The sequence below is a fragment of the Halomonas sp. ND22Bw genome (assembly GCF_003011945.1).
Lineage (GTDB): Bacteria > Pseudomonadota > Gammaproteobacteria > Pseudomonadales > Halomonadaceae > Halomonas > Halomonas halophila.
This window is the reverse complement of record NZ_PXWD01000003.1, coordinates 84,223-106,130: the sequence shown is the minus strand read 5'-3', so window position 1 is coordinate 106,130 and position 21,908 is coordinate 84,223. Positions and strand designations below refer to the sequence as shown.

The 21,908-nt window shown below is 64.9% G+C and carries 20 protein-coding genes; 19 read left to right on the top strand and 1 reads right to left on the bottom strand.

Annotated features, from left to right (window positions below; all coding sequences use genetic code 11):
• Positions 1 to 78 precede the first annotated feature (78 nt).
• Positions 79 to 420: a hypothetical protein gene (locus tag CVH10_RS05565; RefSeq protein WP_035596900.1), complete on the bottom strand. Its 342-nt coding sequence runs from the start codon at positions 418 to 420 to the stop codon at positions 79 to 81.
• 201 nt (positions 421 to 621) lie between these two features.
• On the opposite strand from CVH10_RS05565, the gene fliD reads away from it, so the two are divergent.
• The 19 genes from fliD (at position 622) to CVH10_RS05470 (ending at position 21,832) form a co-directional block, all read left to right on the top strand.
• Positions 622 to 1,974, top strand: a complete 1,353-nt coding sequence (gene fliD, locus CVH10_RS05560) for a flagellar filament capping protein FliD (RefSeq protein ID WP_035596903.1) — start codon at positions 622 to 624, stop codon at positions 1,972 to 1,974.
• A 259-nt stretch (positions 1,975 to 2,233) separates the two neighbouring features.
• Positions 2,234 to 3,052, top strand: coding sequence for a flagellin (locus tag CVH10_RS05555; RefSeq protein WP_035596906.1), 819 nt, complete (start codon positions 2,234 to 2,236; stop codon positions 3,050 to 3,052).
• 199 nt (positions 3,053 to 3,251) lie between these two features.
• Positions 3,252 to 6,143: a tetratricopeptide repeat protein gene (locus tag CVH10_RS05550; RefSeq protein ID WP_106488051.1), complete on the top strand. Its 2,892-nt coding sequence runs from the start codon at positions 3,252 to 3,254 to the stop codon at positions 6,141 to 6,143.
• A 6-nt stretch (positions 6,144 to 6,149) separates the two neighbouring features.
• Positions 6,150 to 6,722 carry an acyltransferase gene (locus CVH10_RS05545; protein ID WP_081945854.1) on the top strand — a complete coding sequence of 191 codons (573 nt, stop codon included), beginning with the start codon at positions 6,150 to 6,152 and terminating at the stop codon, positions 6,720 to 6,722.
• On the top strand, positions 6,719 to 7,549 hold the full coding sequence (locus CVH10_RS05540) for a hypothetical protein (protein ID WP_035596915.1): 831 nt from the start codon (positions 6,719 to 6,721) through the stop codon (positions 7,547 to 7,549). The genes CVH10_RS05545 and CVH10_RS05540 overlap by 4 nt, the downstream gene beginning before the upstream one ends.
• A 39-nt stretch (positions 7,550 to 7,588) precedes the next feature.
• Entirely contained in the window at positions 7,589 to 7,834 is a 246-nt protein-coding gene (locus CVH10_RS05535; protein WP_307725213.1) for a DUF2835 domain-containing protein, read from the top strand.
• Positions 7,835 to 7,911: 77 nt separating this feature from the next.
• Positions 7,912 to 9,645 carry a PilZ domain-containing protein gene (locus CVH10_RS05530; RefSeq protein ID WP_106488050.1) on the top strand — a complete coding sequence of 578 codons (1,734 nt, stop codon included), beginning with the start codon at positions 7,912 to 7,914 and terminating at the stop codon, positions 9,643 to 9,645.
• A 116-nt stretch (positions 9,646 to 9,761) separates the two neighbouring features.
• On the top strand, positions 9,762 to 10,166 hold the full coding sequence (gene fliS / locus CVH10_RS05525; protein ID WP_106488049.1) for a flagellar export chaperone FliS: 405 nt from the start codon (positions 9,762 to 9,764) through the stop codon (positions 10,164 to 10,166).
• Between the two features lies 1 nt (position 10,167).
• Complete coding sequence (gene fliT / locus CVH10_RS05520) at positions 10,168 to 10,560, top strand: flagellar protein FliT (RefSeq protein WP_106488048.1); 393 nt, start codon at positions 10,168 to 10,170, stop codon at positions 10,558 to 10,560.
• On the top strand, positions 10,557 to 11,882 hold the full coding sequence (locus tag CVH10_RS05515) for a flagellar hook-length control protein FliK (RefSeq protein ID WP_106488047.1): 1,326 nt from the start codon (positions 10,557 to 10,559) through the stop codon (positions 11,880 to 11,882). The genes fliT and CVH10_RS05515 overlap by 4 nt, the downstream gene beginning before the upstream one ends.
• The gene (locus CVH10_RS05510) at positions 11,879 to 12,163 is read left to right on the top strand and encodes an EscU/YscU/HrcU family type III secretion system export apparatus switch protein (RefSeq protein ID WP_106488046.1); all 285 of its coding nucleotides are present in this window, start codon (positions 11,879 to 11,881) and stop codon (positions 12,161 to 12,163) included. The genes CVH10_RS05515 and CVH10_RS05510 overlap by 4 nt, the downstream gene beginning before the upstream one ends.
• Before the next feature lie 284 nt (positions 12,164 to 12,447).
• Positions 12,448 to 12,780 carry a flagellar transcriptional regulator FlhD gene (gene flhD / locus CVH10_RS05505; RefSeq protein WP_035596929.1) on the top strand — a complete coding sequence of 111 codons (333 nt, stop codon included), beginning with the start codon at positions 12,448 to 12,450 and terminating at the stop codon, positions 12,778 to 12,780.
• Positions 12,770 to 13,342: a flagellar transcriptional regulator FlhC gene (flhC, locus tag CVH10_RS05500; RefSeq protein ID WP_035596932.1), complete on the top strand. Its 573-nt coding sequence runs from the start codon at positions 12,770 to 12,772 to the stop codon at positions 13,340 to 13,342. Before flhD ends, flhC begins: the two co-directional genes overlap by 11 nt.
• Positions 13,343 to 13,474: 132 nt before the next feature.
• Positions 13,475 to 14,347, top strand: a complete 873-nt coding sequence (motA, locus tag CVH10_RS05495; protein WP_035596935.1) for a flagellar motor stator protein MotA — start codon at positions 13,475 to 13,477, stop codon at positions 14,345 to 14,347.
• Positions 14,344 to 15,303, top strand: coding sequence for a flagellar motor protein MotB (gene motB, locus CVH10_RS05490; protein WP_035596938.1), 960 nt, complete (start codon positions 14,344 to 14,346; stop codon positions 15,301 to 15,303). The genes motA and motB overlap by 4 nt, the downstream gene beginning before the upstream one ends.
• Positions 15,304 to 15,334: 31 nt before the next feature.
• The gene (locus tag CVH10_RS05485) at positions 15,335 to 17,725 is read left to right on the top strand and encodes a chemotaxis protein CheW (RefSeq protein ID WP_106488045.1); all 2,391 of its coding nucleotides are present in this window, start codon (positions 15,335 to 15,337) and stop codon (positions 17,723 to 17,725) included.
• Positions 17,722 to 18,219, top strand: coding sequence for a chemotaxis protein CheW (gene cheW / locus CVH10_RS05480; protein ID WP_035596940.1), 498 nt, complete (start codon positions 17,722 to 17,724; stop codon positions 18,217 to 18,219). The genes CVH10_RS05485 and cheW overlap by 4 nt, the downstream gene beginning before the upstream one ends.
• Before the next feature lie 197 nt (positions 18,220 to 18,416).
• The gene (locus CVH10_RS05475; protein ID WP_106488044.1) at positions 18,417 to 20,030 is read left to right on the top strand and encodes a methyl-accepting chemotaxis protein; all 1,614 of its coding nucleotides are present in this window, start codon (positions 18,417 to 18,419) and stop codon (positions 20,028 to 20,030) included.
• A gap of 59 nt (positions 20,031 to 20,089) precedes the next feature.
• A complete protein-coding gene (locus CVH10_RS05470; protein ID WP_369335736.1) occupies positions 20,090 to 21,832 on the top strand; it encodes a methyl-accepting chemotaxis protein in 1,743 nt (580 codons plus the stop codon).
• The last annotated feature ends 76 nt before the right edge of the window (positions 21,833 to 21,908 follow it).

The window sequence follows — 21,908 nt, the reverse complement described above, 5'->3', positions numbered from 1 at the left end:
CTTTCGCTCCCTCTGTTGAACGGAAAAGCCCGGCCATGTGCCGGGCTTTTTGGTGTCTGAAGCAAAGGCGGGGTCGCGTCAGGTGGCGAGCGCCTGAGCCCTGCGGTAGAGCGTACGGGCGCTCTCGACGGCCACGGCCTCGTGGGCGTCGAGTGTCAGCGAGGCGCTGCTGTTTACTCCGCCCTGCCGAGCAGCTTTCATCTGTTGAGCGTAGCGCTTCATCAGATGCTCCAGATTCAGGCGGATCATGGTGAGCTTCAGCTCGAACTCGGCCTTCAGCTCTTCCAGGCCGGCACGCTCGGTGGCATTCGAGCAGTGCTCGATGCGGTCTTGCAGCGTGTTGCCCACAAGCCGCTCGGTCGCCTGGAGTCTGGGGATAAGGTCGTGGGTGATGTCGTGGGCGGAGAGGCGTTCGATCATCGAGACTGCCTGATCGGGAATTGGCGGTTCCAATATCGGCGTATGCCTCATAGGCTTTAGATGTCCACCGAATCGACACCAGCGCCATGCCGATCTCGATGCATGTCTTGGGAACATTGGGGAATGGCCCTAAAGTGCTGCGTCCTTCTGCCGATAGCATCAGGAAGATTCCAAACAGCTTTCATCGCGGAGGCGATTACCATGGCAGCTATTTCAGCACTCGGCGTCGGGTCCGGTCTCGATCTCAATGGCCTGCTCGATCAGCTGCGCACGGCCGAACAGCAGAAGCTTGTGCCGATCTCGGAGCAGAGAACGGAAGAGAAGGCCAAGATTTCGGCCTATGGCAGGCTGCAATCCGGCCTCGAGAAGCTGCAGGGAGCGATCGACAAGCTTAACGACGCCTCGACCTTCACCAACCTTACGGCGAATGTACAGGGTGATGGCATGACGGCTACCGTCGGCGAGGATGCCAGCGCGGGGCGCTACGAGATCACCGTGAATCAGACCGCCCGGGCCGGCAGCCTGGCCAGTGAGGGCGTGAGTGACCCCGGCGCTGCTCTGGTCGGCGCGGGAGGCGACGAACTGACCCTTACGTTCGGTGACGGCAGCACCAGCGGCCCTATCAGCTTGGCGGAGGGCGCCACGCTGGAGGACATTCGCGATGCCATCAACGCGGATGAGACGGCAGGCGTCGATGCCTCCATCATCAATGACGGCACCAGTTCGCGTCTGGTGCTCAGCTCGCAGGAGAGCGGTGCTGCTGCGGGTATCGAGAGCATGTCCTTTGCCAATGGAACGCTGGCCGGTGATGCCAGCACGAAGCAGGCGGGCCGAGATGCTTCGCTCGATATCAACGGCATCGCCATCACCAGTACCAGCAATACCGTTGAGGATGCCATCCAAGGGGTGACGCTGGAGCTGGAGCCCTCGTCAGCGGGGGAGACCATGAGCCTGGTGGTCGAGCCGGATACCGAGTCGCTCAAGGAGTCGGTGCAGGCCTTCGTCTCGGCGTATAATGAGATGAAGTCCACGGTGGGTCGTATGACAGAGGCCACCGGCGACGTGGAGACCGCCGGCGAACTCGTGGGTGATCGAACGGTGCGCACCATCCAGTCGCAGCTCAGTCGTGACCTGACGAATCCTGTCAGCGGTGGCGATCTGGAGATCATGTCGGCCGTGGGCATTTCCCTTGACGAAAACGGCCGCCTGGAGCTGGATGAAGGAAAGCTGGACGAGGTGATCGCCGACAATCCACAGGGGCTGCAGGACTTTTTCGCCGGCACGACCGAGGAAGGCGGTTTTGCCGGGCGCTTGGCGGGCAGCCTCGACAACATGCTCGATAGCGAGGGCATGGTCCAGCGTGCCATCGATACGTCCGAGGGTCAGGTCGGGCGTCTCGAGGATCGTTTCGATCGCACCGAACAGCGGATCGAGCGTACCGTGGAGCGCTATCGCAGCCAGTTCAGCCAGCTGGATGGGCTGATTGCCCAGATGAATTCCACCAGCGCCTACCTCTCGCAGCAGCTTGCCGGGCTCAATATGCAGAATAACTAAGTCGTTCTGCTGGATGATCGCGCATGGCCCCGGCCCTCCGGCCGGGGCCATGTGTTTCGGATGACGGCGATGGCGGAACGAGAGGTGGTGAGGACCAGCAAAAAAATGCTTGTGTCCCCTAAAGTTTCCTCGCTGGACACCGTTATAGGGAGTAACGGCCAACGGCGCCGTTGTGGCAGGGCCAAATGCCGGGCCGTCGATCAAGACCCGAAACGGGCCTCCGCCACTGGAGCCCTCAACAGCTAGGAAGGTAATCACCATGTCCGTGATCAATACCAACATCACTTCTCTGATCGGTCAGAACAACCTCCGTGAATCCCAGAACATGCTGGCCAAGGCCCAGGAGCGCCTGTCCTCCGGCATGCGCATCAACAGCGCCGCCGACGATGCCGCCGGCCAGGCCATCGCCAACCGCATGAGCGCTCAGATCACCGGTATGAGCCAGGCCAGCCGTAACGCCAACGACGGCATTTCCCTGGTGCAGACCATGGAAGGTGGCCTCGACCAGATCAGCGACAACCTGCAGCGTATCCGTGAGCTGGCGGTCCAGGGTGCCAACGACACCAACACCGCGGCTGACCGCTCCTCCATCCAGCTGGAGATCGACGAGCGCGTGTCCGAGATCACCCGCGTCGCCCAGTCCACCAAGTTCAACGGCACCGAGCTGCTGAGCAACGCCACTACCCTGAGCATGCAGATCGGCGCCAACACCACTGCCGCCGACCAGATCGACGTCGATACCGTCAGCATGACTGCGTCGGATCTGAGCGTTCAATCTCTGAGCGTGGCTTCCTTTGCTAGCTCTCAGTCTGCCATCACCGCCGTCGACTCCGCACTGCAGCAGATCGACGATCAGCGCGCGACCCTGGGTGCGACTCTCAACCGCTTCGACTCTGTGGTCCAGAACCTCGAGAGCAACAGCACCAACCTGACCGAGGCGCGCTCCCGCATCGAGGATGCCGACTACGCGGAGGAGGTGTCCAACATGACCAAGGCCAACATTCTCCAGCAGGCCGGTACCTCCATGCTGGCCCAGGCCAACCAGACACCGCAGAGCGTTCTGTCCCTGCTGGGCTAAGCATCACCCGGCACCGCGGCTGATGTCGCGAACACAAGAGGCTGGCCTTCGGGCCAGCCTCTTTGTGTTTCAGGAGCGCAAAACTCCGGAAAGTGGTCGCTCTCAAGGGGTATTCGAGCGAGTGCCGTGGACGGCCAGTCGCTACTGTGGCGAGCATCCCGCGAGACCATCCTAAATCGACCGGCAAGGTGGTGTGCCCATGGCCAGGAAAAAGACAAGTCGTCCATTGAACAACCAATCTTCACAGGCTGCGAATGGCCTGAAGCAGGCTGATGCGAAGGCCTTCGAGTCGGCATTCTCTCGCGGGGACTATCCTCGAGCTCTCAAAGCAGCCAATGCTCTGGTGCAGCATTCACCCGACTCTCCTCAGGTGCACGAGTGGCAGGCCAATGCTCTGGGACGCCTGGAGCGACTGGATGAGGCCGTCGAGGCGATGCAGCGAGCGGTCGAACTCGTCAAGGAGCCGAGCGCCGATCATCGACTGAAGCTGGCGCAGTACCAGGTGTTGGCGGGGAAGGCTGCTCGAGCCGTGGAGGTGCTGGAAAGCGTCGTCGCGGATGAGCCCGAAAATGTTGTGGCCCTGGCCTGGCTAAGCCGTGCTTACCATCAGCTTGGTCAGAATAGCCGTGGCCTGGAGGTCAATGACCGTCTCATGTCGTTGGATGACCGCCATGAGGAAGGCCTTCTGTGGCGCTCTAGAATCCTTGATCAGCTTTCCAGGCACGACGAGACGATGGACACGCTTTGGAAGCTTCAAGAGGTCAATCCGAAACGGGTCGGTGTGCATAATCATATCGCTTCGCTTTTCACTAAAGAGGGCGACTATGATGAGGCTGAAGGACATTTTCATAGAGAAGTCGAGCTGGACCCGGCTAATGGGAAAGTACACTCGAATCTCTGGATGACATCGCACTACAACCCGGCTTATAGCGGCGATGATCTCTTCCGGATGGCCGTCGAGTGGGATAGGAAGTTCGGCGAGCGTTCGTCATTAGGGCGGGCCTCCACGGAACGCGATGCCGGCAAGCGGCTGCGTGTCGGTCTGCTATCGGGCGGTTTCCGTATGCATCCTGTCGGCCAGATGATCCTGCCAGCCCTGCAGAACCTGCCAGCCGATCAGTTCGAGCTGATGTTCTACAGTTCTAACCAGTACATCGACAAGCTGACCCAGGCCATGCAGGTCATGGCGCATCGCTGGCAGTCCATCGAAGGGTTGAGCGATGGCCAGCTGGATCAGAAGATTCGCGACGACGAGATCGACATCCTGATCGATCTCAACGGTGCCGGAGACGGGAGTCGGTATCGTACGTTGACACGTGAGCCCGCTTCTCTGATCGTCAAGTGGGTGGGCGGCCTCGTCGATACCACTGGGCTCGAGAGTGTCGATTACCTGTTGAGCGATCATGTTGAAACCCCAGAGGGTATCGATGATCGCTACACGGAAAAACTGATCCGATTGCCCGATGACTATATCTGCTACCACATTCCCCACCATGCACCTGACTGCAATGCACTGCCAGCCCTTACGAACGGGTATATCACCTTCGGTTGCCTGAACAATCCTGCCAAGCTGTCGGCTCCTCTGCTCGAGGAATGGGCGACTCTGCTCCATGAAGTTCCGAACAGCAAGCTGCTGCTTCGTGGTATTCAGTTCGAGAGCGAGCGTTTCCGAAACAAGATTACGGCCACCTTCACCGGACATGGTATCGGTGAAGACCGGCTCCTGCTGGAGGGGCCGGCCAAGCATGCAGAGTTCCTGGAGACCTATCAGCGGATCGATATCGCCCTGGATACCTGGCCCTACTCTGGTGGCTTGACGACCTGTGAATCGCTGCTGATGGGTGTGCCCGTCGTCACGCGGACAGGGCCGACCTTCGCCGGGCGCCATAGCGCCACGCACCTGGTCAACGCCGGCCTGCCCGAGCTGGTCACCGACAGCTGGGAAGACTTCCGAGCGCGGGTCAAGGAACTGGTCGCCGATCTGCCTAACCTGGCATATATTCGCGCCGCCCTTCGTACCATCCTGCTGGATTCGCCGATCTGTGATGGGCCGCGGTTCGCCAACCATCTGACCACGGCGCTGCGTGCCATCTGGCAGCGCCACTGTGAAGGCAAGGCGCCGGAGGCCCTGAGCTTCAGCAAGAGCGGTGCGGCGCAGTTCGCCGATGAGGATGCGCCGGTCAAGCTGGCGCTTGCCGCGCCTGGCCAGGGCTTCGACTGGCAGCTCGATAGCCCGGTTATGGCCGTGGATAACGGCGCCGTTCTGGCCTCAAGGCCGGATGCTCGCGATCTGCTGGGCAGCGGACGTGTCGTCATGCTGAGCTTCGATCCGGCCGGCAAGATGGAAACGGTGGACCATCTCGCCCAGTATGGCGAGATTCAGCACTTCCCCTATACGGCGCTGGGGAATGGCCAGCCCGCCACCCTTTTTATGAGCGATGAAAGCGAGCCGACATCGCTGTCTCCGGTCGATCCTGTCGAGGATGTGGAGGCCCATGAGATTCCTTCGGTGGCGCTCGACAGCGTCGAAGGGCTGCCGGCCATCGATGTACTCGCTCTGGATGCCCGTCATGATAGCCTCGCCATCCTTGCGAACGCGTCGGAAGCACTGAAGAACACCCTCGCGCTTCAGGTTGGTGTCTTCCTGGAGCCTGCTTCGGAACAGTATCCCGACTTTGCGAAGGTGCAGTCGCTGATGCGCAAGCAGGGGTTTCGATTCCACTGTTTCGTTGGCGAGAAGAAGAAGAGCTGGTTCCCCGATGATATGGTCGCCGAAGCTCGAATGGCCTCCGAAGTGGAGTCTGTCGAGGCGCTTTTCATTCCCGGTTATGAACGCATGAAAAACCTGAGTGATGCGCAAAGGGTCAGGTTCGCCTTTATCCTGCACGCCCTCTTTGGGGCTAAAGATGTGGCATTCCGTGTCTTGAACGATGTGGATGAAAGTCTCGCCGTACAATATCTCGAGGGTGAGCGCCTCGTTAAAGTCCGTGAGGGATCAGGGCTCGAGCCGAATTTGGCGGCTGCTTCGGTGATCGATGAAGAAGACACGATTGCCGGAGAGCTGGAAAAATTAATGAGCGAAGCATATTGAGGTGAGATGATGATGCCGCCGATCAACAAAAAGCCGAGTCTCGAAAAGCGAGGTACGGACCGCCAGGAAGTGTCAGCTGTCTCGGCACGAGAAAGTGAGTTCATGGCACTTTTGAAAACGGCAAAGAAGAACGAGCTGGCCGCCATGGCCAAACTACTTATGCCTTTCATCGCCCAGGCTGAACTAGGGCAGCTCCGTATCTGGGGAGACTCCAGTCGGCTCCATCTGGAGCAAACAACCATCTCCGTAAACGATCTCCTGGTCAATACTCGTTCTGGCCATGTCACCGTCGAGGCGGAGTGTTTCTTTGGCCATCGTTGCATGCTGCTCACAGGCACCCACGACTATACGAAGACCGGGCGTGAGCGCCTTCTTGCGGTGCCAGATTCTGGTCGGGATATCCATGTCAAACATGGTGTATGGCTTGGCTCCGATGTCACGGTGCTTGGACCGGCTGTGATCGGTGAGAATGCCGTGGTCGCTGCCGGCAGCCTGGTGACAGGAGACGTACCGGCCAACACCATCGTGGCCGGGCGACCGGCAAAGCCCGTGAAGAAGATTGACGGGACTGCGCTATGAAGCCGACCAAGAATCTCGTGTTTACCGTAACGCATGGCAGAACCGGCACCACCATGCTGACGGAAGTCTTCAAGATGTTTGATGACACGTTGTCGGAACATGAGCCGGAACCCAATTACGCAACCGTTTTTCCGGCCGTCAAGGATGATCCACGACATGCGTTCGGCTTCCTGGAAAAGAAGCTGGCACATATCGATGGCATCGCTCCGTCGAGCTATGTGGAAACGAGCAATGTCTTCGGCAAGGGCTTTTTGATTCCTCTCCTGAGATTGGGCTTGAGGCCGGGGCTGATCTTCCTGAATCGAGAATTCCGGGAAACGGCAAAGAGCCTTTATAAACGCGGCAGCACGCCGATGCGCACCGAGCGGGGCAGGCATTACTCCGCCGATCCAAGAGTGCCCGGGAGCCTCCCTGTCTTTTCTCCGGAGCAGCTGTCAGACTACCAGTTATGTTTCTGGGGCGTGCTGGATTCCTACTATCGTCAGCTCATGGCTCGCGATATCTATGATGCCGAGGGGGGCGTCTACCACTGGGTGACCGCCACCGACTTCCATGACTTCGAGACGACGCTAGAGGTGGGGCGGAAGTTCGGTCTCGGCGTCAAGGACATCGAGGCGGCCAGAGCGTTCCACGCCTCCGTCACGCAGGAGCACCACAACCCGAACCGCGGCGGGCGAAGCGCCGATGGTATGGAACTGACCGCTCAGGAAGTCGAGGTCCTCGATCGTGTCTCGTTCTTTGCGCCAGGCTTCGTCGATGATGTGCTGGGAAGCCGGTTCATTGACCAGGGAGTCGTTGATGCCATCCACGGGGGAGCGGAGAGCTAAGCACGTGAGCGTTGTCGGGCTTCCTCGTGTGTGGCTCAGATGTCACTCTTATCATTCACCATGCCCACCATCGATATCGCCTTGAGCCTCACCCCCGCCGCCTGCCTGGCCCACTACGAGGGCCGGGCGGGCGTCGTGCATACCCGCAGCTTGGACGGTCGCAGCGTGCAGTTCCCCGCCGAGGCACTTCGCCGAGTGGTGGCCCGGGACGGGGTGAATGGTGTCTTCCGGCTATATTTCTCCCCTGAGGGGCGCTTCGAGGGCATCCTGCGTCTCTCGTCCTAGTCCTTGTGCTCAAGCTTTTCCAGCACCGGCCGATAACCCTCGATCTGGTGAAAGAATGACCCGCGAGAGGCACAGGGATGGCAGAGGACGGTTACACCCGCGTCGACAACCCCATGGAGATCGAGACGCTGCTCGAGACGCTCAGTGAGCCGGGTGGCGCTTCGCTGCAGATCGGTGAGCAGGGCGAGCCGATGCCGGTACTGCTCGCCGATCTGCAGGCGGGCGAGGTGCTCGAGGTGGATATCAGCGCGGTCAGCGAGCTCGCCGGCGAGCTCCGGCAGGGCAAGGCTTTCCGCCTGCTCGGTCAGGCACAGGGCAAGCTGGTGCGCACCCCCGAGATGACCATGGAGCACTGCCGTCAGGACGATGGCCGCGTGCTCTGCCGCTGTGCCTGGCCCCATCGCCTGGAGGTGCTGCAGCGTCGCGACACCTTCCGCGCGCGGCTGCGGCTGGGCATGGAGGTCAGTGCCATCCTGCGCGATGCCGAGGGTAACCGTGCCCAGGGCGATCTCAAGGACCTGTCGCTCGAGGGCTGCCGGCTGGAGCTGCCGCTGTCGGCGACCAACCTGCTGGCCGAGGCGCCGCTGCCGCTGGATATCGCGCTGAGTTTCCCCGATGGCACGCACTTCCAGGCGCGGGGGCGAGCGCGACATCGGCGGGCGGACACCGAGCGCCAGACGTTGACGGCCGGGTTCCAGTTCGAGGGCCATGGTCCTGAACAGGAGCGCCGGCTGTGGTATTTCGTGCGCGAGATCGAGCAGGAGGCGGCCCGCCACATCGAGGGGGGCGAGGCCACGCGGCCGCCCTCACCGCTGTTCCAGGGGCCGGCCGGCGCCGAGCCGAAGGTGGGGCGTCGCGGCGCTCAAGGGTACGCCACGCCGATGACACGCCGCCTGGCCCATGTCGCCGGCTATCTGGACACCCAGCTGCTCGATCTGCGTGAAGGCGGGGAGATCGATGGCGTACAGCTGTCGCGCCATGCCGATCGCCTGTTGCGTCTACACGAGGAGGATCGCGAGGGGCTGCTGTTCGCCTGCGATGCCCTGTATGGCGAATCCTGGCTGGTGGGGCACGGTCTGGGGGTGGCGGTGCGGCTGCTCGATCTGGTCGGCAGAGACTCGGTGCCTCAGGAACTGCGCAAGGCGCTGGTGGCGTCCGCCATGGTCCATGACCTGGGCAAGGCACTGCTGCCGGATGACGTCTGGCAGTCTGCCATGCCCGACGATGGCGGTTCGCCGGAGCTGCATGAACATATCGCCCTGCTGGAAGCGCGGATGGGCGGCTGCCAGTGGCTGTCGACGGCGGTATTCACCTCGGTGGTGCGCCGCATCAGCGAACGCCTGGACGGCAGCGGCTACCCGGCCGGTGTCACCGGCGAGGTGCTCGGCGAGCTGGAACGTGCCGCGGCGGTGGTCGATGCCGTGGATACCCTGCGTCGCCCACTCGGCGAGCGCCCTGCCTGGCGCGTCGGGGCCATCTATCGCTACCTGCTCGATCTCGAGCAGGCCTTCGACTCGCGCTGGGTCAAGCGCTACATCCGCCGCTTCGGTCTCTATCCCATCGGCACCCTGGTGCGCTTCGACGGAGGTCAGCTGGCCTGGGTCCAGGGGCTCGACGATGACGGCCGGCCATCCCGGGTCCAGCTCGCCGGCGGAGTCGAATCGTCCGGCGAGGAACTGCATACGGTCCTGGGTGACAAGGCGCTGGAGGGCGAGGTGCTGAAGGGCGAGGTCACTCGTCGCCTCGGCGAGCCGCGCGAGGAAGTGCGCGTGGCTAAAGTCGCCACGGAGGCCGCCGATATCCCGAATTAGACCGTCCAGCGGGTCATGTTCGCCTGACTCGTGCCCCCGTCGGCTGTCAGACTGGCGACGGTTCACCTGCTGCAGACTGGGCGGGTTATCTTACCGATCGAAGGAGTAGCGGAATCATGGCGGCGATGAAGGGCGCAAATGCCTACGCAAGAGTGGGGGTGGAAAGCGGTGTGAATTCCGCCAGCCCGCACAAGCTGATCGTGATGCTGTTCGATGGTGCCCTGGCGGCCATTCGGGCGGCGCGTATCCATATCGAGGCCGGCAACACCGCGGAGAAGGGCAAGTCGATCAACAAGGCGCTGGATATCGTCAGCGGTGGCCTGGCGCCGGCTCTGGATGCCGAGCGTGGCGGCGAGATAGCAGCGAATCTGGCCTCGCTCTACGACTACATCGCCCGGCAGCTGCTGGCGGCCAATCTGCGTAATGACATGGCCAGGCTCGACGAGGCCGAGCGCCTGCTGGGCGATATCGCCTCGGCCTGGCGCGAAATAGAGCCCCAGGCTCAGGCTGCAGGAGGCTGAGATGACGAGCGCTCGCGAAGCTTCTGTGGAGGCGGTGATCGAAGGCTATCAGACGCTGCTGGAGTGCAGCGAGCGCATGCTGTTTCTGGCGCGCGAGGCCGACTGGCCGGCGCTGCTGGAACTGGAGGCTATCTACGTAAAGCAGGTCGAGCATGTTTCGGAGCTGGACGCACAGCATTCATTGATGGAAGCCGATCAGCGACGCAAGGCGATGCTTCTGGAGGGAATCCTCGAGAACGACCGGGAGATTCGTCAGCGCCTGGCTCAGCGCCGTGACGAGCTGGGCGAGCTGATCGGTACCTCGCAGCGTCAGCGCGATCTGCAACGTGCCTACGGTAGCGGCGGGGGGCGCGTCATCCCGGGTAGCACGCGACACGATCAGGGTGCGTCGTGAGCGGTATCACGCCGCTGATCGATACGCTCCTGCACCAGGTGCTGGGCAAGCGGGTCGATACGCCCGCGCCTCAGCCGCTCAATCAGCCTGTCAAGCCGACCTCGCCGGCCGATGCGCCGCGGGCCTTGCACAGCGACTCACGCCTCGATGCGCGGGCGCCCGGTCCCGCCGTCGGCGAGGTGGCCCGTGGCCAGGGGCGCGAGGCGCCTGCGCCACAGGCGCCATCTGGTAGTGCCCCCGGCTCGGCCCTGACCCACTTCAGCGCCACGGCGCGTACCATTGCCGACCTGCTGGGGCGCTTCCCGGCGCCGCCGTCGGCGGTGTCGCCCGCCGCGCCGCTGCTGGCCGCCGGTGAGTCGGCCACGCCCGAGCAGCTCGCCCAGCGGCTCTCGGGCAGCATTCGCGACAGCGGCCTGTTCTACGAATCCCATCTGGCACGCTGGTATCGAGGCGACATGCCCCGCCAGCAGCTGAACCGCGAGCCGCAGATGCTGCAGCTCCTGCAGCAGCTGCGCTTCACGCCGGTGGCTTCCACATCTGGCGGCTCTTCCTCCGCGGCGCTGTCCGCGGCCGCCGCTGCAACGCCGGCGTCGGTAGCCGCTTCTCCCGCTTTTTCCCCTGCCAATGTCGAAGCGCTGGCCGCGCGCGTCCAGGCGCTGCAGCCGCCGGTCCCCTTCCTGACCCGAGCCGCCATGCCCCGGGGCGAGGCGCCCGTGCTGTTGCCGAGCGTCGCGCCCGGGGCGAATCCCCGGGCGCCGTCGCCCGCGCCCATGATGCCCGGCACCGCGGCCGCACCGGCAGGGAACGAGGCGGCGTCGGCCCGAGGGGGCGTGAGCGCCGCCGATGCGGCACGTGCGGCTTCCGCCTCGATGGCCGATGAAGCCGCTCGTGTCGTCGAGGGGCGTCGCGAACCGGTCGCCGACGGCCTGCAGCACCTGGTGCGCCATCAGCTGGAGATGCTGGCCACCCCCCAGCTGCGCTGGGAGGGTGACGTCTGGTCCGGGGTGTTCATGGCGCTGGTGATCCAGTTGCCACACGGGCGTCGCGACGGTCACCAGCAAGGCGAAGAGGGCGACGAATCGCGCCAGGACGAGTCCGGCGGATGGCGTTCCCGACTGACGCTCGAGGTGGCCGGGCTGGGGCCGCTGGAGGTCTCGCTGTGGATGCGTGAGGTGCGCCTCGATATCGACGTGCAGGTTTGTGACGCCGCCGTCAGGTCGCGGCTGGAGGGCGGGCTGGAGACCCTGCGCCAGCGGCTGTCGGGGCACGGTTTCGATGACGTTCGCCTGCGTCTGACCCTGGCCGCCGAGGGGGCAGAATGACCGAACGATCCCGGGAGGCCCGACGCCAGGCGGTGGCGCTGGCCTATCAGGACGCCGAAGGCGCGCCGCGGGTGGTGGCCCAGGGCTATGGCGAACTGGCCGAGCGCATCGTCGAGGAAGCCCGGCGCCAGGGTGTCTACGTGCATGATTCGCCGGAGCTGGTGGGGCTGCTGATGCAGCTCGACCTGGACGAGGAGATTCCGCCGCGTCTCTATCAGGTGGTGGCCGAGCTGCTGATCTGGGTGCGTGAGCTGGCGGAGGCGCCCGGCGCCACGGAGTAGTGCCGCGACGGTTTCAGTCGTCGCTGTGCTTGTCGTTGAATGGCGCGATACCGCTTTAGATGAGTGCCTTCCTGGTACTTTTTCATTAGGTTGATCTAGGTCAATGGCATTGCACCATTGAGCGTTGGAGACTATACGTTGCACATGCCCCCCATCGAGGGCAGTGTTACAAAAATGAAAACAACAGGCGCTACGCTCTGCCAGACGCAGACGAAGGCTTGCCTATAACAACGAACGCGGCAAAAAGACCGTGACGTGGAATAAGCCAATAAAAGCAGGGAACTATGAAAACCAATCCGCACGTCGCCGAGATTCGCGAACTGAATCTCGGCTATCTGTTGCTCGCCCAACGGTTGCTGCATCACGATCGCGCCGAGGCCATGTTCCGTCTCAAGATCGATGACGAGATGGCCGATCTGCTGTCATCGTTGAGCGCCCAGCAGCTTTCGCGCCTGGCCAACACCAACCAGCTGTTGTGCCACTTCGGTGGCGAGAGCGCCGAGCAGCTGCGCCAGGTGGTCGACAACCCCCGCGATCAGGGGCTCTCCCATATACATTCCTCGCTGCTGATGGCCTCGCGCTCGATGCTGTCGGAAGGAGGTGGCCATGTCGACTAAGAGTCTGCTGGAGGAGTTGGAGCAGGTGCAGCTCGCCATCGACCTGATCGAGCTGGGCGCCCGCCTCCAGGTGCTCGAGACCGAGACCGACCTCAGTCGTGCCCGGCTGATCCGGTTGTTCAAGGAGGTGCGCGGCATGTCGCCGCCCAAGGGCATGCTGCCGTTCTCCACGGACTGGTTCATCACCTGGATGCCCAACGTCCACTCCTCGCTGTTCTACAACATCTACCAGCGCCTGCTCGAGGATCTCGGCTGTCAGCGCATGGAGGCCTTCATCAAGGCCTATCGGCTGTACCTGGAGCAGGTGGCGATCGACGATGCCGAGGCCGTGCTGGGGCTGACCCGGGCCTGGACCCTGGTGCGCTTCTTCGAGAGCGACCAGCTCCAGCTCTCCGAATGCGGCCGCTGTCACGGCCACTTCGTGGCTCATGCCCACAGCCCCTCCCACGACTATGTCTGCGGGATCTGTCAGCCGCCCTCCCGGGCCGGCAAGACTCGCAAGCGACGCGACCAGGCGGCCGCCGCCGATGCCGCATCGGCCAAGGTCGTACGCCAGGCCTGAAGCCGTGCTCCGGGGCGGGGATCCTCCCGCTCCGGCGCCAACTTTCTTTCCCGTTCCCCCTCAAGTCCCCGCCGATTCCGGCCGATAGCCTTCATCAGCAACATCATTCACGTGTTGGCGAAGGAACTCGTTGTGCTGATACCCCTTGGTTATCTGGTCGTCCTGCTTTCGGTCTTCGGTGGCTTCGTGCTGGCCGGTGGCAGTCTTGGCCCTCTCTTCCAGCCTACCGAGCTGCTGATGATCGGCGGTGGCGGTCTCGGCGCCTTCATCGCTGCCAACAACGGCAAGGCACTCAAGGCCTCGTTTCGCATACTGCCGCGGCTGCGGCGCTCCAAGAAGTACGACAAGGCGTTGTACATGGAACTGATGGCGCTGCAGTACAAGCTGCTCGCCAAGATCCGCCGCGACGGCATGCTGGGCATCGAGCGCGATATCGACAATCCCCAGGAGAGCGCGCTGTTCAACGAGCATCCCAAGGTGCTCGCCGACCCGACCATCATGACCTTCCTCACCGACTATCTGCGCCTGATGGTCAGCGGCAGCATGGACCCCATGGAGATCGACGAGCTGATGCTCCATGAGATCGAGGCCTTCGAGCAGGAGGCGCACATCCCCGCCGATGCCATCCACAAGGTCGGCGATGCCATGCCCGCCTTCGGCATCGTCGCGGCGGTGATGGGCGTGGTGAAGGCGCTCAGCGCTTCCAACGCCGACCCCGAGCAGATGGGCGTGATGATCGCCCATGCGCTGGTCGGCACCTTCCTCGGCATCCTGCTCGGCTACGGCTTCATCCTGCCGCTGTCGAGCCGCATCGAGCGTCAGACCAAGGAGGTCGAGAAGGTGCTGCAGTGCATGCGCGTGACCCTGCTGGCCAGCCTGCACGGCTATGCGCCTCAGCTGGCGGTGGAGTTCGGCCGCAAGGCGCTGCACAGCCAGGAGCGTCCCGGCTTCAGCGAGCTCGAGGAATACGTGCGTGAATCCAAGGCGGGTGTGGGCAGCGCATGAGTCAGGGGGACAATCGCCGGCCGATCATCATTCGGCGCAAGAAGGTCGTTCAGGGCCATCATGGTGGCAGCTGGAAGATCGCCCTGGCGGACTTCATGACCGCCCTGATGGCGCTGTTCCTGGTGATGTGGATCCTCTCCACCTCCAGCCCCGAGCAGCGCGAGGGCGTGGCCGACTACTTCAGCACGCCGCTGGTGGCGGCGATCACCAGCGGCGATCGGGCCGCCGTCAGCCAGAACGTGATTCCCGGCGGCGGGCCCGATCCGACCTATCAGGAAGGCGAGCGTGCGCGCATCGACCTGCGCCAGCAGACCCGCCCCAGCGAGCAGCAGCGCCGCGCCTTCCGCGATCTGCAGCGGCGCATCGAGGCGGCGATCGAGGCCGATCCGGACCTCAAGGAGCTGCGTGACCAGCTGCGCTTCGACATGACGCCCGAGGGGCTGCGCATCCAGCTGCTGGACAACGAGCAGCGGCCCATGTTCGAGCTCGGCAGCGCACGGGTGGCGCCCTACATGCACGATCTGCTCTACCTGATCGCGCCGCTGCTCAACGAGCTGGACAACGACCTGAGCATCAGCGGCCACACCGACAGTCTGGCCTATCTCAACGGCCAGCGCGGCTACGGCAACTGGGAGCTGTCCTCCGCCCGCGCCAACGCGTCACGCCGCGAGCTGGTGGCTGGCGGGCTGGATGCCGACAGGCTGCTGCGCGTGGCGGGCTTCGCCGATCAGGTGACGATGCCCGACACCGTGCCGAGCGACCCGATCAACCGGCGCATCGAGCTGCTGGTGCTGTTCGAGGTCGTGTCCGAGCGCATTCGCTCGCCGCGGGTGGTCGATGGCATCGGCCTGCCGTCAACGCTGGGCGGCGGCCGCCAGCCGTCGCCCGACGAATCGCCGATGGAGCGTTTCAACCAACGACTCAACGAGGCCCTGGGCCCGGCATCATCGCCCTGAGAGGCGCCATACACCCTGGGTAGGGAACCGCATGGATATCACCGATTTCTATGACACCTTCTTCGAGGAGGCCGAGGAGCTGCTGGCCGACATGGAGCGCCATCTCCTCGAGCTCGACGTCGATGACCCGGACGCCGAGCAGCTCAACGCCATCTTCCGGGCGGCACACTCGATCAAGGGCGGCGCCGGCACCTTCGGCTTCGACGTCCTGCAGCGCACCACGCACCTGTTCGAGAACCTGCTGGATCACGCGCGCCAGGGCGAGCTGACGCTGCGCCGGGATATCGTCGACACCTTTCTGGAAACCAAGGACATGCTGCACGACCAGATGGACGCCTATCGCAACGGCGACGAGCCCGATCAGGAGGCCTTCGCCCGCATCTGCGAGACCCTCAAGCGCCTGGCGCTCGAGGAGATCGGCCAGTCGCTGGACGGCGGCGAACCTGCTCCGAAGGCTGCCGAGTCTGCCCCGGAGGCCAAGCCGGCTCCCGAGCCGGCCCCTGAGACCGCTCTTGAAACCGCTTTTGAGACCCAGCCGGCGCCCGCCGAGGCGCCGTCCCAGGAGGGCGAGAGCCGCCTGACGGTCTCGCTGCTCAACGTCGGCGACGAGAATCGCGCCCTGCTGGTGGAGGAGCTCGAGCAGCTCGGCACCATCGCGTCGCAGGCGGGCGACGCGGCCTGCTATCGCGTCACGCTGGCCACCTCGGTGAGCGCCGAGGACATCGAGGCGGTGATGTGCTTCATCGTCGAGCCCGACCAGCTCAAGATCGAAACCGCGGAGGCCGAGGCGAATGATGCATCGGCCGCTGGCGAGCGCCGGCTGGTCGTGTCGCTGCTCAAGGTCGGCGACAAGGACCGCGACCAGCTGCTGGGGGAGCTCGGGCAGCTCGGCACCGTCGAGGGGCAGTCGGGCGACGCGGCCTGCTATCGGGTGACGCTCTCCACCTCGGTCAGCGTCGAGGACATCGAGGCGGTGATGGGCTTCATCGTCGATGCCGACCAGCTGAAGATCGAGCGGGAGGCCGAGTCGGCGCCCGCGGCACCGGCCGCCTCCGAGACGCCGGCGGCGGCCGAGCCGGAAGCCTCCGGCCAGGACGCGCCGCAGCCGGCGGCGAAGCCCAAGGCAGAGAAGCCCAAGGCGGCGAAAGCCGACAAGCCCAAGCCGAAGGCCAAGTCCGGTGGCGGCGAGTCCTCCTCGATCCGCGTCTCGGTGGAGAAGGTCGACCAGATCATCAACCTGGTCGGTGAGCTGATCATCACCCAATCGATGCTCGACCAGACCGTCAGCGAGCTCGACAACGTCAACCACAGCGGCCTGCACAACGGCATGAACCTGCTGCAGCGCAACGCCCGCGACCTGCAGGAAGCGGTGATGTCGGTGCGCATGATCCCCATGGATTTCGTGTTCAGTCGCTTCCCCCGCGTGGTGCGCGAGACCGCCGGCAAGCTGGGCAAGGACATCGAACTGGTCACCGAGGGCGCGGCGACGGAGCTCGACAAGAGCCTCACCGAGCGCATCATCGACCCGCTCACCCACCTGGTGCGCAACAGCCTGGACCACGGCATCGAGTCGCCGGACGCCCGCGAGGCCGCCGGCAAGCCGCGCACCGGCAAGCTGACGCTCTCGGCCAAGCACCAGGGCGGCAACATCCTGATCGAGGTGATCGACGACGGCGGCGGCCTGAACCGCGAGAAGATCCTCGCCAAGGCACGGGAAAGCGAGCTCAGCGTCTCCGACAGCATGAGCGACGACGAGGTCTGGCAGCTGATCTTCGCCCCCGGTTTCTCCACCGCCCAGGAGGTCAGCGACGTCTCCGGCCGCGGCGTGGGCATGGACGTGGTCAAGCGCAACATCCAGGGCATGGGGGGCAACGTCCAGATCATGTCCACTCCCGGCGAAGGCACCACCATCCGCATCGTGCTGCCGCTGACCCTGGCGATCCTCGACGGCATGTCGATCAAGGTCGGCGACGAGGTGTTCATCCTGCCGCTGTCCGCGGTGCTGGAGTCGCTGCAGCCGAGTCCCGACGACCTCTACGCCATGGCCGGCGACGACGTGGTGCTCAAGGTGCGCGACGAATACCTGCCGGTGGTGCCCGTGCACGAGGCGCTGGACGTCACCGGCGCCAAGACCGAGCTGGCCGAGACCATTGCCGTGATCGTCCAGGGCGAGGGCCGCCGCTACGCGCTGCTGGTGGACGAGCTGGTTGGCCAGCAGCAGGTGGTGGTGAAGAACCTCGAGACCAACTATCGCAAGGTGCCCGGCGTGTCCGCGGCGACCATCCTCGGCGATGGCAGCGTGGCGCTGATCCTCGACATCACCGACCTGCACCGTCTCAACCGAGCCAAGAAGGAGGCGCGGCGCGACGCCCGTCCCGCCGTCTCCACGACCCTGAATCCCAAGGAGGTAGAGCCGTCATGAGCATCGAGACCACCGAAGCGGCCCTGGCCGCCACCGAGGCCGAAAACCGCGAATTCCTGGTGTTTTCGCTGGGCGACGAGGAATACGCCATCGATATCCTCAAGGTGCAGGAGATCCGCGGCTACGAGAACGTCACCCGCATCGCCAACGCCCCCGAATTCATCAAGGGCGTGACCAATCTGCGCGGCGTGATCGTGCCGATCGTCGACCTGCGCATCAAGTTCCATCTGGAGAACGTCGAGTACGGCGGCCAGACCGTGGTGATCGTGCTCAACGTCGGCGAGCGCATCGTCGGCATCGTGGTCGACGGCGTCTCCGACGTCATGACCCTGACGCCCGAGCAGATCAAGCCGGCGCCGGAGTTCGGCGTGACCCTGTCCTCCGACTTCCTCAGCGGCCTCGGCAGCCTCGAGGACCGCATGCTGGTGCTGGTGGACATCGACAAGCTGCTGACCAGCCAGGAGATGGCCCTGGTCGACAGCGTGAGCGAATAAGCCGGCACGTTCGGGCGCTCACGGCGGGAGGCGACGCGCCCGGCGTGCCGGACCGTCGCGAGGGGGCCGTCATCACGTTCCTGGGCGCTGCGCTTGGCGCCCGGGCATCGACATCCTCGCGCCCGGCGCTCGTCTGCCATCCCCCGGCAAGCAAGTCGCGCTCTGCCAATAACAACACACCCGACAAGAGGTGACGCATGCGCCAGCTGACAACGACAACAAAACTGTGGGCCACCCTGGGCATCATCTGGCTGGCCATGGGCCTGATGATGGCCTGGAGCGCCTGGGAGAATCGCCAGACCATGCTGGAGGAGCGCCGCGGGGCCCTCCAGGATACCGTCCATCTGGCCCAGAGCCTGATCGCGGGCCAGGCCGAGCGGGCCGCGGCCGGCGAGATCTCGACGGACGAGGCCAAGGCCAGGGCCGCGGCGCTGATCGAGGACATGGCGTTCGACGACGGCCGCGGCTATCTCTACGTCTTCGACGACGACTTCTCGATGCAGAGCCATCCGCGCCTGGCTGCAGGCACCGACGTCGGAAGCTTCGTGAACGTCGAGGGTCGCCTGCTGTTTCGCGAGTTCGCCGAGGACGTGGCCAGCGACGACGGCTATGTCGACTACCTGTGGCCGCACACCGAGGGCAGCGAGCCGATTCCCAAGTCGTCCTACCACGAGCGCTTCGCGCCTTGGGGCTGGACGATCGGCACCGGCGTCTACATCGACGACGTCAATGCCGCCTTCATGGCGTCACTGGCCCGCTCGTTGATGGCGCTGCTGATCATCGGCGTGCCGGTCAGCCTGCTGATGGGATGGGTGATCCGTGGCGTGACCCGCTCGCTGGGGGGCGATCCCCGCTACGCCGCCGCCTCGGTGCGGGCCATCGCCGACGGCGACCTGACCCGGGAAGTGCGACTGCGCGGCGGCGACGAGCGCAGCCTGCTGTTCGATATCGAGCGCATGCGCCGGGCCCTGGCCGACACCATCGGCGACATCCATCGCGACAGTGAGGCGGTGCACCAGGACGTGGAAGCGCTGGGCGAAGGCAACGACGAGCTGGCCACCCGCACCGAGCAGCAGGCCGCGGCGTTGGCCCAGACCGCCTCGAGCATGGAGCAGCTGACCACCACCGTGGGGCACAACGCCGAGCACGCCGAGCAGGCGCGCGCGGTGGCCGACGAGACCGCCCAGGGCGCCGAGCGGGGCCGTCAGGCGATGGGCGAGGTGGTCAACGCGATCGACGCCATCAATGCTAGCGCCAGCGAGATGAGCAGCATCGTCGACACCATCGATTCGATCGCCTTCCAGACCAACATCCTGGCCCTCAACGCCTCGGTGGAGGCGGCTCGAGCGGGCGAAGAGGGCCGCGGCTTCGCGGTGGTGGCCGAGGAGGTGCGCCAGCTGGCCAGCCGCTCGGCCGAGGCGACCCGGGAGATCAAGGCGTTGATCGATCGCGCCGATGGCCAGGTCGTGGCGGGCAGCCGGCGGGTCAAGGAGACCGACGAGGTGATCGTCGGGATGGTGGACGACATCCGCCGTCTTTCCGGCCTGGTGGAGGAAATCTCCACCGCCACCGGCGAGCAGCGTCAGGGCATCGAGCAGGTCGGCGAGGCGGTCACCCAGATGGATCGCATGACGCAGCAGAACGCGGGCCTCGTCGAGGGCAACAGCGACGCCTCTCAGCGCCTGGTGGCGCGGGCACGAGGCCTGCGCGAGCGGGTGGCCCACTTCCGCTTCGTGGCGGGGGCCGACGTCGAGACGCCTGCCGCGCTGCCGGCGGCCGCGGCGCGCGAGGCCGAACCGGCCATGGCCTGATACCGAGAATTCGTGATTCGGGGCGGCAAGGACCGCCCCTCCAAGAAAGGGAGTGCGTGGTGAGGAAGCTTCTCGACAACATGACCGTGCGGGTCAGCTGGAGCCTGGTGCTGGCGCTGTTCGCCGTGCTGATCCTGGTGCTCAGCGCCCTGGGGCTCTATGCGGTGCGCTACAGCGAGGATTCGCTGCGCACGCTCAACGAGGTCAACGTGGACCAGCAGTCCTCTCTCAACCGGGCCAATGCGCAGATGCTGTTCGCGCAGACGGAACTGCGCGGCCTGCATGCCCGGCTGGGGCAGGCGGTATGGCCGGAGGAGCGCGAGTCGGTGCAGGCCGAGGCGGCCGCGCTGGGCGCGACCCTCGACGAGATCGAGGCGACCTTCCAGGACTTCCTGGCGCTGCCGCGCCAGGTGGGGCAGGACGCGCTGATCGCGTCGATCGAGGAAGACTTCACGGCCCTGATGAACCAGGGACTCAGGCCCCAGCGTCAGGCCCTGGAGGAAGGCAGCGCCCAGGCCTTCGCCGACCTGAACGAGGACGTCGACCGCCTGACCCAGGCCTTCTACACCGATGCCGTGGCCTTCTTCGAGGCCTCGGAGGCCAACGGCGCCGCTCTCTACGACGACTTCTTCGACCTGTCGCGGCTGATGAAGGGGCTGATGATCGCCGTGCTGGTGATCGCCGCCCTGGCCATCGCGGTGGTGATGTGGGGTGTGACGGCCAACGTCATCCGCCCGCTGGGCCGCCTGGTCGGCTACTTCGAGCGGGTCGAGGGGGGAGACCTGTCCCAGGATATCCCGCAGTACGGCAACAACGAGATCGGCCGCCTCTATCGCTCGCTGGACGAGATGCAGCGGGGCCTGGCGGCGACGATCGGCAGCGTGCGCAGCAGCGGCGAGTCGATCTACGCCGGTTCCCAGAGCATTGCCAGCGGCAACAATGATCTCTCGTCGCGCACCGAGCAGCAGGCCTCCTCGCTGCAGGAGACCGCCTCGAGCATGGAGGAGCTGTCCTCCACCGTCGGCCAGAACGCCGACAACGCCCAGCAGGCCAGCCAGCTCGCCGTCGAGGCCACGCGCACCGCGGAAGAGGGCGGCCAGGTGGTCGGCGAGGTGGTCTCGACCATGCACGAGATCCAGCACAGCTCCCAGCGGGTGGCCGAGATCATCGGCACCATCGACTCGATCGCCTTCCAGACCAACATCCTGGCCCTCAACGCCTCGGTGGAGGCGGCCCGGGCCGGCGAGCACGGCCGCGGCTTCGCGGTGGTGGCCGAGGAGGTCCGCAGTCTGGCCAGCCGCTCGGCGGACGCGTCCAGCGAGATCCGCGGCCTGATCGAGGCCTCGGTGAACCAGGTGGAGGCCGGCACCGCCCGCGTCGACAAGGCCGGCCAGACCATGACCGAGATCGTCGCCGCCGTGCAGCGGGTCAGCGACATCATGGACGAGATCGCCGCGGCCTCCAGCGAGCAGAGCAACGGCATCTCCCAGGTCAACGACGCCGTCACCCAGATGGATCAGGTGACCCAGCAGAACGCCACCCTGGTGCAGCAGGCGGCCAGCGCGGCCACCCAGCTCGAGGCCGAGGCCGGCCGGCTGCGCGACGCCACCGGCCGCTTCCGTCTGCCCTCGGGGGCCGAGGCACCGAGCCACGAGGCCGCCCGCCAGGACGACCTGGCGCGCTGGATGCCGTCGCTGGTGTCCGCCGGTGGCCGGGACGACGGCGCGCAGCGCCAGGATCGCAGCGCCCGGACGCCGGCGCCGCGCGATCAGGACTCGAACGAGGAGTGGGAATCCTTCTGAAGGCCGGTGCGCCGCCGGTGTCATCCGGCGGCGCTCCAACTCCATAACAAATGGCCAGCATCCAGGCACGCCGTAG

Excerpts from the sequence above, each read along its gene's own strand:
- fliS (WP_106488049.1), top strand. The coding sequence starts at position 9,762 with ATGGCGGCGATGAAGGGCGCAAATGCCTACGCAAGAGTGGGGGTGGAA.
- cheW (WP_035596940.1), top strand. The coding sequence starts at position 17,722 with ATGAGCATCGAGACCACCGAAGCGGCCCTGGCCGCCACCGAGGCCGAA.
- CVH10_RS05565 (WP_035596900.1), bottom strand. The coding sequence starts at position 420 with ATGATCGAACGCCTCTCCGCCCACGACATCACCCACGACCTTATCCCC.
- CVH10_RS05545 (WP_081945854.1), top strand. The coding sequence starts at position 6,150 with ATGATGATGCCGCCGATCAACAAAAAGCCGAGTCTCGAAAAGCGAGGT.
- CVH10_RS05475 (WP_106488044.1), top strand. The coding sequence starts at position 18,417 with ATGCGCCAGCTGACAACGACAACAAAACTGTGGGCCACCCTGGGCATC.
- CVH10_RS05535 (WP_307725213.1), top strand. The coding sequence starts at position 7,589 with ATGTCACTCTTATCATTCACCATGCCCACCATCGATATCGCCTTGAGC.
- CVH10_RS05540 (WP_035596915.1), top strand. The coding sequence starts at position 6,719 with ATGAAGCCGACCAAGAATCTCGTGTTTACCGTAACGCATGGCAGAACC.
- CVH10_RS05530 (WP_106488050.1), top strand. The coding sequence starts at position 7,912 with ATGGCAGAGGACGGTTACACCCGCGTCGACAACCCCATGGAGATCGAG.
- CVH10_RS05510 (WP_106488046.1), top strand. The coding sequence starts at position 11,879 with ATGACCGAACGATCCCGGGAGGCCCGACGCCAGGCGGTGGCGCTGGCC.
- fliD (WP_035596903.1), top strand. The coding sequence starts at position 622 with ATGGCAGCTATTTCAGCACTCGGCGTCGGGTCCGGTCTCGATCTCAAT.
- CVH10_RS05555 (WP_035596906.1), top strand. The coding sequence starts at position 2,234 with ATGTCCGTGATCAATACCAACATCACTTCTCTGATCGGTCAGAACAAC.
- motB (WP_035596938.1), top strand. The coding sequence starts at position 14,344 with ATGAGTCAGGGGGACAATCGCCGGCCGATCATCATTCGGCGCAAGAAG.
- fliT (WP_106488048.1), top strand. The coding sequence starts at position 10,168 with ATGACGAGCGCTCGCGAAGCTTCTGTGGAGGCGGTGATCGAAGGCTAT.
- flhC (WP_035596932.1), top strand. The coding sequence starts at position 12,770 with ATGTCGACTAAGAGTCTGCTGGAGGAGTTGGAGCAGGTGCAGCTCGCC.
- flhD (WP_035596929.1), top strand. The coding sequence starts at position 12,448 with ATGAAAACCAATCCGCACGTCGCCGAGATTCGCGAACTGAATCTCGGC.
- CVH10_RS05485 (WP_106488045.1), top strand. The coding sequence starts at position 15,335 with ATGGATATCACCGATTTCTATGACACCTTCTTCGAGGAGGCCGAGGAG.
- CVH10_RS05550 (WP_106488051.1), top strand. The coding sequence starts at position 3,252 with ATGGCCAGGAAAAAGACAAGTCGTCCATTGAACAACCAATCTTCACAG.